Origin of the sequence: Hoylesella nanceiensis DSM 19126 = JCM 15639 (assembly GCF_000379965.1) — a bacterium.
Classification (GTDB): Bacteria; Bacteroidota; Bacteroidia; order Bacteroidales; family Bacteroidaceae; genus Prevotella; species Prevotella nanceiensis.
This window is the reverse complement of record NZ_KB904327.1, coordinates 317,446-330,020: the sequence shown is the minus strand read 5'-3', so window position 1 is coordinate 330,020 and position 12,575 is coordinate 317,446. Positions and strand designations below refer to the sequence as shown.

Here is a 12,575-nt window from a genome sequence, read left to right as displayed (position 1 = left end):
ATTAAAAGATGACAATAGTAAGAGCTGTTACTTACTTATGTAAAACAACTTGTTCATTACATGCATCTTTCCATCTTCTTATAGTTTCATTCCATTTTGGAATATTAGCAAGTGGTATTCTACGTTTGTTGATTTGCATTTTTTGATGGAACACTATTATATTATCTTTGCGTGTAAACGAGCAGCTAAGAGTACCTTCAGGGGTAGTGAATGTAGCAGAGACTGGTAGAGACTCAACCTTATATCCTGCAGGAATAGTGAACGAAGCTCTACGAACAATATTACAGCGTACAGGGAAATAATAGTCGTGTGTACGTCTAACAGTGTCTATACGTCTGTCGAATAAATTATTATGTGGATTTAAATCTACATACACTTCTTTTCCATCTTCTTGCCATGCAGCATCATTAACCACATCACCTTCAAAGCGAGTCCACTCGTGTTGAGGCTCTTTATCTGTCCATTTTACATTAGACACCTTCATATTATGACTATCTGTATTAAGGTTATTTGCCAAATATTCTTCGTGATTTTTTTGAGAAGAAGCAGCCATAGAGCTCATGAACCATTCTTTCATATCCCCACAAAGCATATAGGTAGCTTTTCCTTGTAATGCATTATTGGCAAAATGATAAGTATAACTAAGACTATCTAACGATTGGTCGGGATTAGCTTTAGGTACCATTTTAAGCAAAGGAGTATCTCCATTCTCAATCATTGCTTCAGAACCTTGAATGTGTTGTGGCACATAATTATAAGGAATATAGTCACATGTAGCATCTAGAAAATAAGTCTTTCCCTTTAAAAAAAGTGTGCATATAGCGTGGTTAGCAGCTCCTAAAGCTGGAATATCACTCATTTTATAAGGCACTTCATTTGTTCCTATATCTGTTAAACGAGCATCAAAACCTTGCGCTTTCAATAGAGTTTTAAGCAACAAAGCCATACCTTTACAATCACCATATCGTTTTCTAACAACTTCTTTTGGTGTATCTGGCCGGTGTCCTGCAATTCCATGCTCAAAAGCCACATAGCGTATATGCTCTTGAACCCACTTAAAAGTATTACTTATACGATCTTCATCGGTTTTACTATTGGCGTTGATTTCTTTCAAAAGAGCAGGCATATTAGGAATATCACAATCAACATTTGACATTTCCATCGACCAGGTGTAAAGATCATTCACCGTAGGGAATGGTCCTACAATAAGCAAATAGGGATAAATATTAGCAAAAGGAGGCATGCTTGAGTCCTCTTTCATACGCTTTGCATTAGTAATTGTATAAGTATAAACATCAGCATCGGCAGTTGATTCGTGCTTACTTACAATTGGAAAACCCTTAAAATTCATCTCTTGAATACGATACCCCTTCAAAGTTTTAGGTATAGTGAGCGTTACTATCTTATTTTGCGTAAAAAAATCTTCAAGCAAATACACACGAGTAAAGTATTTTATATCCTTAAAAGTACGCTTATAAGAAGTGTTGCAAGTTTTTCCTTTTTTTGTGATATAGCCTTTCGCTATACAAACCTTTGTATCATCATAGAATACATTTTCAGGAGTTATGTTTTTATATATCTTTTCTCCTTTACATGAAACGTTATCTAACGTAATAAATTCTCCATACAAAGCACCCGTTTCAGGCGCTACAGTTGATACCGTATTAGATAAAAAGGTGATATCTTTCTCGTTTTTTACAATTGGATTTCCTTTATTTTCTATAATTTGATAGTTATCCTTACATTGTGAAATAATAACTTTATCGTCCCATTCTTGCGCATTAAGACATAAAGAGGAGTAGGTGAGAAATGCTAGAAACACCCACAAACGCTGTGAAAATAAATCTCGTTTCATACAGATGCTGTTTTTTTTAGATAGTATATTGCAAATATACAACTAAAATTTAAAGTATGTTCTTAAATGAATAAAAAAAATAATACTTATAAAATATTTTATAGTTAAACGGCTTATGCAAGTAAATAGGTAGAAAAACTCATTGCTTTTTCTATCAAAAAGTAATGCAACTGAAATGTAAACACAATGCCTTTGTTTTATAAAAGCAATGCTATTAGAAGAGAATATATAAGATCCTAAAGAACAGACCCTAAAGTAACTAAAACAAAAAAGAGGGTGTGTATTTTACAATACATACTCTCTTTTATTTATATGCTATTTTTCCTTTAGTAAAAGGATTATTAGAACTCAGATGTAAAGTGGAATTTTATATGCTCAAAGTCTTGTTGTGCCATACTCAACACATAGCTAGAATCGGCAAGGAACACATCCCTTCCTTCCTTATCCTTCGCCATATATTGATATTTTCGCTTCTTGAAATTCTCTAATTCAGCCTCGCTATCAGCCTCAATCCAACAAGCTTTGTAAAGATGAACAGGCTCCCAGCGACATTTAGCATTGTATTCGTTTTCCAAACGATATTGAATTACCTCGAATTGAAGTTGTCCTACGGTTCCAATGATCTTGCGATTGTTAAACTGATTGACAAATAACTGAGCAACACCTTCGTCCATTAACTGATCGATACCCTTATTAAGCTGCTTTGTTTTCATTGGATCATCGTTCTCAATGTATTTAAACATCTCAGGAGAAAATGATGGTAAACCAAGGAAATGCAATTGTTCTCCATCGGTTATAGTATCACCAATCTTAAAGATACCATTATCTGGTAAACCAATAATATCACCTGGATACGCCTCATCAATAGTACTTTTACGCTGAGCCATGAACTGTGTGGGTGAAGAAAAACGTACTGTTTTTCCTAAACGTACATGTAAATAGGGTTGATTACGCACAAATTTACCACTACAAATTTTACAGAAAGCAATACAACTACGATGATTAGGGTCGATATTTGCTGTAATTTTAAAGATAAATCCAGTGAACTTGGGTTCTTCTGGCTTCACTTCTCGTTCTTCAGCTTTAGTTGGACGAGGAGAAGGAGCAATCTCCACAAAGCAATCGAGCAATTCTTGTACACCAAAGTTGTTTAATGCTGATCCGAAGAACACAGGTGCTGTTTCTGCCGCTTTATATGACGCATTGTCGAAAGTTGGATATACTTCTTGAACAAGTTCTAGGTCTTCACGCAATTTAGAGGCATCACTATCACCCACATGAGCGTCTAGATCCTTACTTGTTATATCAACTTCAACCTTCTCTGTCACCTTTTGTTTGTTAGGAGTGAAGAGGTCTAATTTTTGTTCATATATGTTATAAACACCCTTGAACTTAGCTCCTTGATTGATAGGCCATGACAAAGGACAAGTTTTAATTTGTAGTTCCTTTTCTAATTCGTCGAGGATATCAAAAGGATCACGTCCTTCTCTATCCATTTTATTAACGAAAATGATAACTGGAGTCTTTCTCATTCTACAAACCTCCATGAGCTTTCGGGTTTGTGTTTCCACACCTTTTGCAGAGTCAACAACAATAATTGCAGAGTCAACAGCAGTCAAAGTACGGTAAGTATCTTCAGCAAAGTCTTGGTGACCAGGAGTATCTAGAATGTTGATTTTATAGTTATTATAATCAAACTCCATCACAGATGTAGAAACAGAGATACCTCTTTGTTTCTCAATCTCCATCCAGTCTGAAGTTGCTGTCTTCTTAATTTTATTACTTTTTACGGCTCCTGCAACTTGTATCTGACCTCCGAAGAGAAGGAACTTCTCAGTAAGAGTAGTCTTACCTGCGTCGGGGTGTGATATAATTGCAAACGTTCTTCTTCTTTCTATTTCGTTAAGCATGTCTATACTTTATTTATTATTCTATTTTCTTTTACTGTTCAAGGAGTTGAATACATTCTTCTAAAGAATCTCTCCAATAAGGAATTTCAATATTATAGGTATTCTTTATCTTGGTTTTATCAAGCACAGAGAAATGTGGACGTTGAGCAAGAGTAGGGTAGTCGGCAGTATGAATTGGCGCAACCTTGCACGAAGTGATATTAGCAAGTTGATGAATGTGCTTCGTAAAATCGTACCAACTGATAACGCCTTCATTTGAAAAGTTGTAAAATCCAGGTATAATACCTTGATTTACAATTGTAATGATAGCCTTAGCCAAATCTCTTGCATAAGTAGGAGAGCCTATTTGGTCGAATATAACACCTAAGCTTGGTTTCTCTTTACCCAACTTAATCATTGTTTTTACAAAATTCTTTCCATACGAAGAATAAACCCATGCAGTACGAATAATAATATGTTGTTTGCAAGACTCACAAACATATTGTTCTCCTTCGATCTTGCTTTTTCCATAAATGGTTACAGGATTGGGCTTATCTTGCTCGGTATAGGGAATATTATTGGTTCCATCAAAAACATAATCAGTAGATATATGAATGATAAATCCACCTACTTTTTCAATTGCTTGCGCCAAATATTGAGGTGCATCTCTATTAACCTTATAACAAAGAGCAACATCTTCTTCGGCTTTATCTACATTGGTATAAGCTGCACAGTTAATGATCCCATCAATTTTATTACTAAGAACAAACTGCTCTACGGCATTTTTATCTGTAATATCTAACTCATTTATATCTAGATTAAACCATTGATGTAGGGTTTCTTGGGCCTGAAGTGCAACAATTTCACTTCCTAATTGCCCATTAGAACCTGTTACTAAAATTCTCATATCGTGATGTTATATTCTAAGAACAGAAAGTTTATTCAAAAACGAGTCCTTCTGTTTTATCTTTTAAATAATAATCAGAAAGCATACCAATAAAAATAGTAATCTCTTTAATGGCATTTTCTGTATTTACTGACAATGGTTTGCCTTGCAGTTTCAGCATCATCACACCATAAAGAGCATTTAAGCAGGTTTCTATTTCATTGATATCTTTATCTCCTTTATTTCTTAATTCTACTATAAAGGGTAGAACTTTATAATATTCGGCATTATAAAAAGGAAACTTTGAACTTTGAAGTAACTGATTGTGTAAGTCTTTTAGATCTTCTACAAGAATTGAATTGATAGAAAGATGTCCCTTTTCACGTTTACCCTCTTGATTAATCATTCGGATAAGATCGCCATACCAGTCGATTAAATCTGCCTTTTTATCTTCTGAATAATCAAATTTAGCGATGTATTCGTTTTGTATTCTAGACAAAGAACATTGGTAAGCTCGAATAAGATCTTCGACTTGCCACATGTATAATAGGTATTCTGCGATATTTTTCTTTCTTAGTTCTTGTGATATAAACATAATAATCAAGTATTTATTCTAAATGAATAAAGATAAAATTTATATTGAAATGGTGTATAAATTGAATGCTGTTCCTACCAACATAATGGCAGAAAAGATAATAACAACGCAACCAATTATTTTATTGATCAATAAGATTCCAGATGTATCGAACTTTCCTCTGATTTGATCAATCAACCATGTTAGTCCAAACCACCATAGAAGTGCTCCTAAAAAGATGCAGAAATAACCTACACCCATTTCAAAAGGATGGTCGGGTCTTATAAATGCAAACTGAGCAAATGAGGCGATAAAAAGGAAAATAATCAAAGGATTAAATATGGTTACCCCAAAAGCTGTCGCCATATTATATATCAAACTTCCTTTTTTCTTACCGCTCTTATGAATCTTTTTAGTTGGATTGCTTTTAAAAGAATATATTCCAAACGCCATAAGAATGAGGCTTCCGCTTATTTTAAGTATAAAAAGAGCTTGAGGACTACTAATAAAATCCATAATAAAGCTCATTCCAAGTCCTGTAATTAAAGCGTATAGCATATCGCTTACGGCTGCTCCAAATCCAGTAGCAAAGCCATACCAACGACCTTTATTTAGCGTTCTTTGAATGCAAAGAATACCAACAGGACCCATTGGAGCTGATGCAATAATGCCTATTAGTATTCCCTTTAGGATTAAATCTAATATATCAATGTGATTAATATTCAGAAACATGGATGCAAAATTGCAAAAAAAACACCGATTGCACAAATTTTCTATTTAAAAGTTTGCAAGCTAGCATATTTTTAATAACTTTGCGAAACATCTTTAATCTTTAAATAATCGGACAATAAACAATATTAAAATATAACAACATGAATGAAGAACCATTAGTAAAGCCCTATGTAATAGGCCTTGATTTAGGAGGTACAAACTCTGTATTTGGAATTGTAGATAGTAGAGGGGAGATCAAAGCTACGACTGCAATAAAAACAGCTTCTAACACTGTAGAAGAATATGTAGATCGTGCTATCGACGCTCTTAACGTTATAATAGAACAAGTTGGTGGTATCGAAACAATTAAAGCTATGGGTATTGGTGCTCCTAATGGCAACTTCTATAGCGGTTCGATAGAGTTCGCTCCAAACTTATCATGGGCACATGACGGCAAAGTACCTTTGGCAAAACTATTCTCTGAACGTCTTAACAATATTCCTGTAGGTTTAACTAATGATGCAAATGCTGCTGCTATTGGTGAAATGGCATACGGAGTTGCACGTGGTATGAAAAACTTCATTGTAATAACTCTTGGTACAGGTGTTGGTTCTGGAATCGTTATAAATGGTCAAGTAGTTTACGGATGTGATGGTTTCGCTGGAGAATTAGGTCACGTTCCATTCCGTAGAGAAGACGGACGCTCTTGCGGTTGCGGTAGAACAGGTTGTTTAGAAACTTACTGCTCTGCAACAGGTGTAGCAAGAACTGCTCGTGAGTTCTTACAAAATTCTGACGAAGATTCGTTATTACGTGAATTAAACCCAGAAGATATTACTTCATTAGATGTTAGTATTGCTGCTAGCAAAGGTGACAAACTTGCAAAAAGAGTGTATGACTTTACTGGTGAAATGCTAGGTGAAGCATGTGCAGACTTTGCAGCTTTCTCTTCACCTGAAGCGTTTATCTTCTTCGGTGGATTAACAAAAGCTGGCGACTTACTAATGGAACCTTTGAAAAGAAGCTTCGACGAACATGTCTTGAAGATTTATAAGAACAAAGCAAAATTCTTAATTAGCGGTCTAGAAGGTTCTTCTGCTGCTGTATTAGGTGCATCTGCTGTAGGATGGGATCTATAATTCTTTAAGAATAAGATATTCTAAAATAAGTGATATCATCTTTCTATAGACTAAAATATAGTTAGATGATATCATTTTTATTTAACCTTTATCTTTCAATCCAAGCTCTTCTCTAATAAAGAAGTCCTTATTATGGATTGGATCTATAAATATTTTAATGTTGTTTCTTTTTGAGTAGGAGATAGGTTACAAAACCAATACAGACTAATAAGAAACCTGCAATAATGCAAATATTCTTATATCCGCTCATAAATTGAAAAGCACTCAATATTTGTAGCAGTACCCCTATATATATAAGGTGTAAACCAAAAGCATTATATATATATTCTTTCATTTGTCTATAATAATCTCTTACGGAGCACAAAAATATAACTATCACTTGGGATAGACAAGAATTTTCAAGCTATTAATTTGTTAATTAAAGATAATTCTTCGCTTATTATAAAACTCCATGGATGATATTCATAAAAAAGTACTAACTTTGCACCTCGAATTAATAAACATATTTTTCAATAAATTTAAAGTAGTATGAATCATTACGAAACCGTTTTCATTTTAACTCCCGTTTTATCTGATGAACAGATGAAGGAAGCGGTCGCTAAGTTCAAAAAGCTTCTTACCGATAATGGTGCTGAGATTTTGAACGAAGAGGCATGGGGATTAAAGAAGATGGCTTATGCTATCGACAAAAAATCTACAGGTTTTTATTGCTTGTTAGAGTTCAAGGCTGAGCCTACAATTGTTAATACTCTCGAAATTGGCTATCGTCGCGACGAGAGAATTATCCGTTTCATTACTGTTAAACTTGATAAGTATGCAGCAGAGTATGCTATCAAGAGAAAGAATAAATACGCTAAAAAACAGGAGGCTTAATCATGGCAGAACAACAAAGCGAAATTCGTTATTTAACCCCACCATCAGTTGACAATAAGAAAAAGAAATACTGTCGCTTTAAAAAGAGTGGTATTAAGTATATTGACTATAAGGATCCTGAATTCTTGAAGAAGTTCTTAAACGAACAAGGAAAGATCTTACCTCGTAGAATTACAGGTACATCTTTGAAATTCCAAAGACGTGTTGCGCAAGCAGTTAAGCGTGCTCGCCAAATTGCCTTGCTTCCTTATGTAACAGATTTAATGAAATAAAAAGGAGGTAACGAAATGGAAATTATACTTAGAGAAGATATTATAGGTTTAGGCTATAAAAATGATATCGTAAACGTAAAATCAGGTTATGGCCGTAACTACCTTATCCCAACAGGAAAAGCTATCATTGCTTCAGAATCAGCAAAGAAAGTATTAGCAGAAAACCTAAAACAACAAGCTCACAAACTTGCAGCTATTAAAGCTAATGCAGAAAAGAGAGCTGCTGAATTAGAAGGTGTTGAGCTAACTATCGAAGTTAAAGTATCTGCAACAGGTGCTACTTATGGTTCTGTAAACGCTGCAATCGTAGCAGAAGAATTAAAGAAAAAAGGTTTCGAAATTGACCGTAAAATTATCACAATGAGTGATATCAAGCACGTAGGTGATTTTGAAGCTACTGTTCACTTCCACAAAGAAGTTGAAGCAATCGTACCTGTTAAGGTTGTAGCTGAGACAGCAAAGGAAGAGAAAGAAACAGCTGAGAAATAATAATTTATTGTAACAATTATAACTATACAGTTGTAGTAATATAAAATATCCCGATAACATCATGTTTTTCGGGATATTTTATTCTTGTAAATATAACATAAATATTCTTTTATCTAAATGAATTTAAGAAAAAGATGTTATATTTGTACCTCCAAATATTATCATAAATAAATAGAACATGAAAGCATTTGTTTTCCCAGGTCAAGGGGCTCAATACGTAGGAATGGGTAAAGAGTTATACAACTCAAGTGCCCTTGCGAAAGAACTATTCGACAAAGCGAATGAAATTCTTGGCTTCAATATCACAGAAATAATGTTTAACGGTACAGATGAGGAACTTAAACAAACAAAAGTAACTCAACCTGCCGTATTCTTAGACAGCGTTATAACAGCATTATCTCTAGAAGATAAGCTAGATGCAGAAATGGTTGCAGGTCACTCTTTAGGTGAGTTCTCTGCTTTAGTTGTTGCAGGAGTACTTTCTTTTGAAGATGGTCTTAGACTTGTTGCAGCACGTGCTAACGCAATGCAAAAAGCTTGCGAAGCTACAAAAGGTACCATGGCAGCAATCATTGGTCTTGCAGATGAGAAGGTAGAAGAAATATGTTCATCTATATCTACACCTGAAAACATAGTAGTTGCAGCAAACTATAACTGTCCAGGTCAATTAGTTATTTCTGGTAGTATCGATGCAATCAATACTGCATGTGAGAAGATGAAAGAAGCAGGAGCAAAGAGAGCACTTCCTTTACCAGTATCTGGTGCATTCCATTCTCCATTAATGCAACCTGCAAAAGATGAACTTCAAGCAGCTATTGAGAGTGTTACTTTCAATACACCTCGTATCCCTGTTTATCAAAACGTAGATGCATTAGCACACACAGACGCAGAAGAAATTAAGAAAAACCTTGTTGCTCAATTAACAGGAGCAGTACGTTGGACCGCAACTATCAATAATATGATAGCAAACGGAGCTAATGATTTTACAGAATGTGGACCTGGAAAAGCACTACAAGGAATGATTGGCCGCATTGATAAGACTGTTGCTGCCCACGGAGTAGAATAATATAAATCCTAAAAGATTAGAAGACGATATAAAGGTGAATAAGAAATTAATTATTTATCAAGTCTTTACTCGCCTTTTCGGTAATCGCAATCACAATAATATAGTCAATGGTTCGATTACCGAAAATGGCGTTGGTAAAATGAATGACTTTAATACATCAACCCTGAAACGCATTAAAAGCATGGGATGTACCCATGTTTGGTATACCGGAATAATTAGACACGCAAGCACAACTTCATACGAAGAGTATGGAATTCCTACACAACATCCAGCAATTGTAAAAGGTAAGGCAGGTTCTCCATATGCGATTGTCGATTACTATGATGTAGATCCAGATTTAGCAGAAAACGTTCCAGACAGAATGCAAGAGTTCGAAGCTCTTCTTTCTCGAACAAGTAAGGTTGGTTTAAAAACCATTATAGATTTTGTCCCCAACCATGTAGCACGCCAATACAAATCAATAACAAAACCAGAAGGAGTCGAAGATTTAGGTGAAAACGATAACACCACCAAGAATTTCGATACCAACAATAACTTTTATTATTGTAATGGGCTTTCTTTTGCTCCAACTTTTAGTTTGTATTCTGAAGCTACAGACACAACTTATTTTGAGCAACCAGCAAAAGCTACGGGCAATGATCGCTTTGATAATGCACCCAATAAAGATGATTGGTATGAAACCATTAAACTTAATTATGGTGTAGATTATTGCAATCCATGCGGCGAACATACAGAACATTTTGATCCTATTCCTTCTACTTGGAAGAAGATGACCGACATACTTCTATTCTGGGCTAGAAAAGGAGTTGATGGATTTAGATGTGATATGGCAGAAATGGTTCCATCAGCATTCTGGACTTACGCTATAAAAGAAGTAAAGAACGAATTCCCATATATTCTTTTTATTGGTGAAGTCTATAATCCTTCATTGTATGATACTTATATACAAAGTGGATTCGACTATCTATATGATAAGGTAGGAATGTACGATTGCGTAAGAGGTGTTATCGCAGGAACAAGAAAGCCTACAGAAATTACCAAGCAATGGCAAGCTACCGATCATATAAAGAATAAGATGCTTTATTTCCTAGAGAATCATGATGAGCAACGAATTGCGTCTCCTTTCTTTGCAAATGATGCAGAAAAAGGATTCCCTGGAGTTGTTGTCAGCTCTTTATTATTATCCAATCCTTTTATGCTTTATGCAGGACAAGAGTTAGGTGAACCAGGAATGGATGCAGAAGGATTCAGTGGAAGAGATGGAAGAACAACTATCTTTGATTACTGGGGAATTGATAAACTTTATAGAGGTTATTATAAAAAGAATGCATTAACAGCTCAAGAAAAAGTAATATGGGATAAGTATAATGCCATACTACGCATTGCGAGCAAAGAGAAAGTTGTTTCAGTGGGTTCCTTCTTCGATTTGATGTACGCCAATCCATTGACATCTAACTTCAATTCTAACTCTTTATATGCTTTCATTCGTGCATATAAGCAAGAGGTGCTATTGGTTGTTGCTAACTTCTCAGACTTAGAAATGCAATGTGCTATTAATATTCCTCGACACGCTTTTGAACATCTTTCATTATCAGAAGGACAAGTAAATGCTGTTGATTTATTAACAGGTGAAACCACTTTCCAAATGTTCTCTCCTGAGAAGCCATTCAAAGTGGGAATCGACCCTTATGGTGCTAGAGTTTATAAGTTTATCTTATAAGGTTCATAAAATGATTTATACAAAATGGTGTTTTCTTTGTCTATAAGGGAACATCATTTTTTTTTCTCGATAAAAATAACTTACTTTGTAGTTGATATCTTATGATAGACAACAAACTAACACCAGTTTTAACAATAACAGGTTCTGATGGCACTGGTACTTCAGGCATACAAGCCGACATAAAGGTATTTGAAGCACTAGGAATTCCATCTGTTTCCGTGATAACAAGTATTACGGTTCAGAACACTTTGGGTATTCAAGAATTCTTCGATCTGCCATCAAATATCATCGAAGCGCAAATCGAAGCACTTGTAAACGATACCCAAGCAAAGATATTAAAGCTTGGTATGATTCGAAATGTAAATGTCTTAAAGGTCATTTGCGATATGGTTTCCAAATATAACATACAATCTGTTATATACAATCCAATTGTTTATTCTAGTAATGGTGATGAGCTTATGAGCCGAGATGTCATATCTCAAATAAAGAATCGCTTATTGCCATTGTCAACTATTGTCGTTATAAGAAATATCGATGCAGAATATATTTTAGGCATAACCATTGAGTCTAACGAGGATAAACAGAAAGCAATTGCACAATTAAAAGCCTTTGGTTGCAAAGAAGTTGTATTGGTAGACAGTTTCTTCCACGGAAAAAATAACTATTTTTCTTCAGCTGTTGCATCTTATTTAAGCAAGAATAATTCTCTTGAAGATGCCATTAATAATGCCTATTTGTTTGCTGCTGAGAAAGAAAAGGAAAAGAGAGTAGTTTCCGAGCGTATCAACCTTTTATACCAAGAGTTTATAGATGCCGTGTCGAAATATTACAAAGACAATCGTGACGTACGCTTCTATTCCGACTTATTCAATGTAAGCAGTCGATATTTATCACAGGTAACAAAGGCCGTTAGCAACAAAACTCCCAAAACCATTATAGAAGATTATCTTATAGAACAGATAGAACTTGATTTACAGAATTCTTTTTCTACTATTCAAGAGATAGCCTATCGAAATGGCTTTTCATCACAAGCACATTTCACGAAGTTCTTTAAAAAGAAAGTAGGAGTTCCCCCAAGTAATTTTAGAAAGAAAAAATAAA

12 protein-coding genes are annotated in these 12,575 nt (G+C 34.8%); 7 read left to right on the top strand and 5 right to left on the bottom strand.

Annotated features, from left to right (window positions below):
* Nucleotides 1-31: 31 nt before the first annotated feature.
* The 5 genes from A3GM_RS0101425 to A3GM_RS0101405 all read right to left on the bottom strand — a co-directional run bounded on the left by A3GM_RS0101425 (nt 32) and on the right by A3GM_RS0101405 (nt 5,936).
* Nucleotides 32-1,855: a transglutaminase domain-containing protein gene (locus A3GM_RS0101425; RefSeq protein WP_018361599.1), complete on the bottom strand. Its 1,824-nt coding sequence runs from the start codon at nt 1,853-1,855 to the stop codon at nt 32-34.
* Nucleotides 1,856-2,196: 341 nt separating this feature from the next.
* On the bottom strand, nt 2,197-3,765 hold the full coding sequence (locus A3GM_RS0101420) for a peptide chain release factor 3 (RefSeq protein ID WP_018361598.1): 1,569 nt from the start codon (nt 3,763-3,765) through the stop codon (nt 2,197-2,199).
* A 31-nt stretch (nt 3,766-3,796) separates the two neighbouring features.
* Nucleotides 3,797-4,651, bottom strand: a complete 855-nt coding sequence (gene rfbD / locus A3GM_RS0101415) for a dTDP-4-dehydrorhamnose reductase (protein WP_018361597.1) — start codon at nt 4,649-4,651, stop codon at nt 3,797-3,799.
* 31 nt (nt 4,652-4,682) lie between these two features.
* Nucleotides 4,683-5,225: a DUF4924 family protein gene (locus A3GM_RS0101410; RefSeq protein WP_018361596.1), complete on the bottom strand. Its 543-nt coding sequence runs from the start codon at nt 5,223-5,225 to the stop codon at nt 4,683-4,685.
* A 39-nt stretch (nt 5,226-5,264) separates the two neighbouring features.
* Nucleotides 5,265-5,936 carry a LysE family translocator gene (locus A3GM_RS0101405; protein ID WP_025829721.1) on the bottom strand — a complete coding sequence of 224 codons (672 nt, stop codon included), beginning with the start codon at nt 5,934-5,936 and terminating at the stop codon, nt 5,265-5,267.
* Nucleotides 5,937-6,076: 140 nt separating this feature from the next.
* Between A3GM_RS0101405 and A3GM_RS0101400 the strand changes: the two genes are divergently transcribed.
* The 7 genes from A3GM_RS0101400 to A3GM_RS0101370 all read left to right on the top strand — a co-directional run bounded on the left by A3GM_RS0101400 (nt 6,077) and on the right by A3GM_RS0101370 (nt 12,574).
* Nucleotides 6,077-7,054: an ROK family protein gene (locus A3GM_RS0101400; protein ID WP_018361594.1), complete on the top strand. Its 978-nt coding sequence runs from the start codon at nt 6,077-6,079 to the stop codon at nt 7,052-7,054.
* Between the two features lie 528 nt (nt 7,055-7,582).
* Nucleotides 7,583-7,927: a 30S ribosomal protein S6 gene (rpsF, locus tag A3GM_RS0101395; protein WP_018361593.1), complete on the top strand. Its 345-nt coding sequence runs from the start codon at nt 7,583-7,585 to the stop codon at nt 7,925-7,927.
* 2 nt (nt 7,928-7,929) lie between these two features.
* On the top strand, nt 7,930-8,199 hold the full coding sequence (gene rpsR, locus A3GM_RS0101390) for a 30S ribosomal protein S18 (RefSeq protein ID WP_009228790.1): 270 nt from the start codon (nt 7,930-7,932) through the stop codon (nt 8,197-8,199).
* A 15-nt stretch (nt 8,200-8,214) separates the two neighbouring features.
* Entirely contained in the window at nt 8,215-8,688 is a 474-nt protein-coding gene (rplI, locus tag A3GM_RS0101385; RefSeq protein ID WP_018361592.1) for a 50S ribosomal protein L9, read from the top strand.
* A gap of 178 nt (nt 8,689-8,866) precedes the next feature.
* The gene (gene fabD, locus A3GM_RS0101380; protein WP_018361591.1) at nt 8,867-9,754 is read left to right on the top strand and encodes an ACP S-malonyltransferase; all 888 of its coding nucleotides are present in this window, start codon (nt 8,867-8,869) and stop codon (nt 9,752-9,754) included.
* A gap of 34 nt (nt 9,755-9,788) precedes the next feature.
* Nucleotides 9,789-11,474, top strand: a complete 1,686-nt coding sequence (locus tag A3GM_RS0101375; protein WP_018361590.1) for an alpha-amylase family glycosyl hydrolase — start codon at nt 9,789-9,791, stop codon at nt 11,472-11,474.
* A 101-nt stretch (nt 11,475-11,575) separates the two neighbouring features.
* On the top strand, nt 11,576-12,574 hold the full coding sequence (locus tag A3GM_RS0101370) for a bifunctional hydroxymethylpyrimidine kinase/phosphomethylpyrimidine kinase (RefSeq protein WP_018361589.1): 999 nt from the start codon (nt 11,576-11,578) through the stop codon (nt 12,572-12,574).
* Nucleotide 12,575 lies beyond the last annotated feature (1 nt).

Coding starts and splice junctions, on each gene's coding strand:
- A3GM_RS0101425 (WP_018361599.1), bottom strand. CDS start 1,855: ATGAAACGAGATTTATTTTCACAGCGTTTGTGGGTGTTTCTAGCATTT.
- A3GM_RS0101420 (WP_018361598.1), bottom strand. CDS start 3,765: ATGCTTAACGAAATAGAAAGAAGAAGAACGTTTGCAATTATATCACAC.
- rfbD (WP_018361597.1), bottom strand. CDS start 4,651: ATGAGAATTTTAGTAACAGGTTCTAATGGGCAATTAGGAAGTGAAATT.
- A3GM_RS0101410 (WP_018361596.1), bottom strand. CDS start 5,225: ATGTTTATATCACAAGAACTAAGAAAGAAAAATATCGCAGAATACCTA.
- A3GM_RS0101405 (WP_025829721.1), bottom strand. CDS start 5,936: ATGTTTCTGAATATTAATCACATTGATATATTAGATTTAATCCTAAAG.
- A3GM_RS0101400 (WP_018361594.1), top strand. CDS start 6,077: ATGAATGAAGAACCATTAGTAAAGCCCTATGTAATAGGCCTTGATTTA.
- rpsF (WP_018361593.1), top strand. CDS start 7,583: ATGAATCATTACGAAACCGTTTTCATTTTAACTCCCGTTTTATCTGAT.
- rpsR (WP_009228790.1), top strand. CDS start 7,930: ATGGCAGAACAACAAAGCGAAATTCGTTATTTAACCCCACCATCAGTT.
- rplI (WP_018361592.1), top strand. CDS start 8,215: ATGGAAATTATACTTAGAGAAGATATTATAGGTTTAGGCTATAAAAAT.
- fabD (WP_018361591.1), top strand. CDS start 8,867: ATGAAAGCATTTGTTTTCCCAGGTCAAGGGGCTCAATACGTAGGAATG.
- A3GM_RS0101370 (WP_018361589.1), top strand. CDS start 11,576: ATGATAGACAACAAACTAACACCAGTTTTAACAATAACAGGTTCTGAT.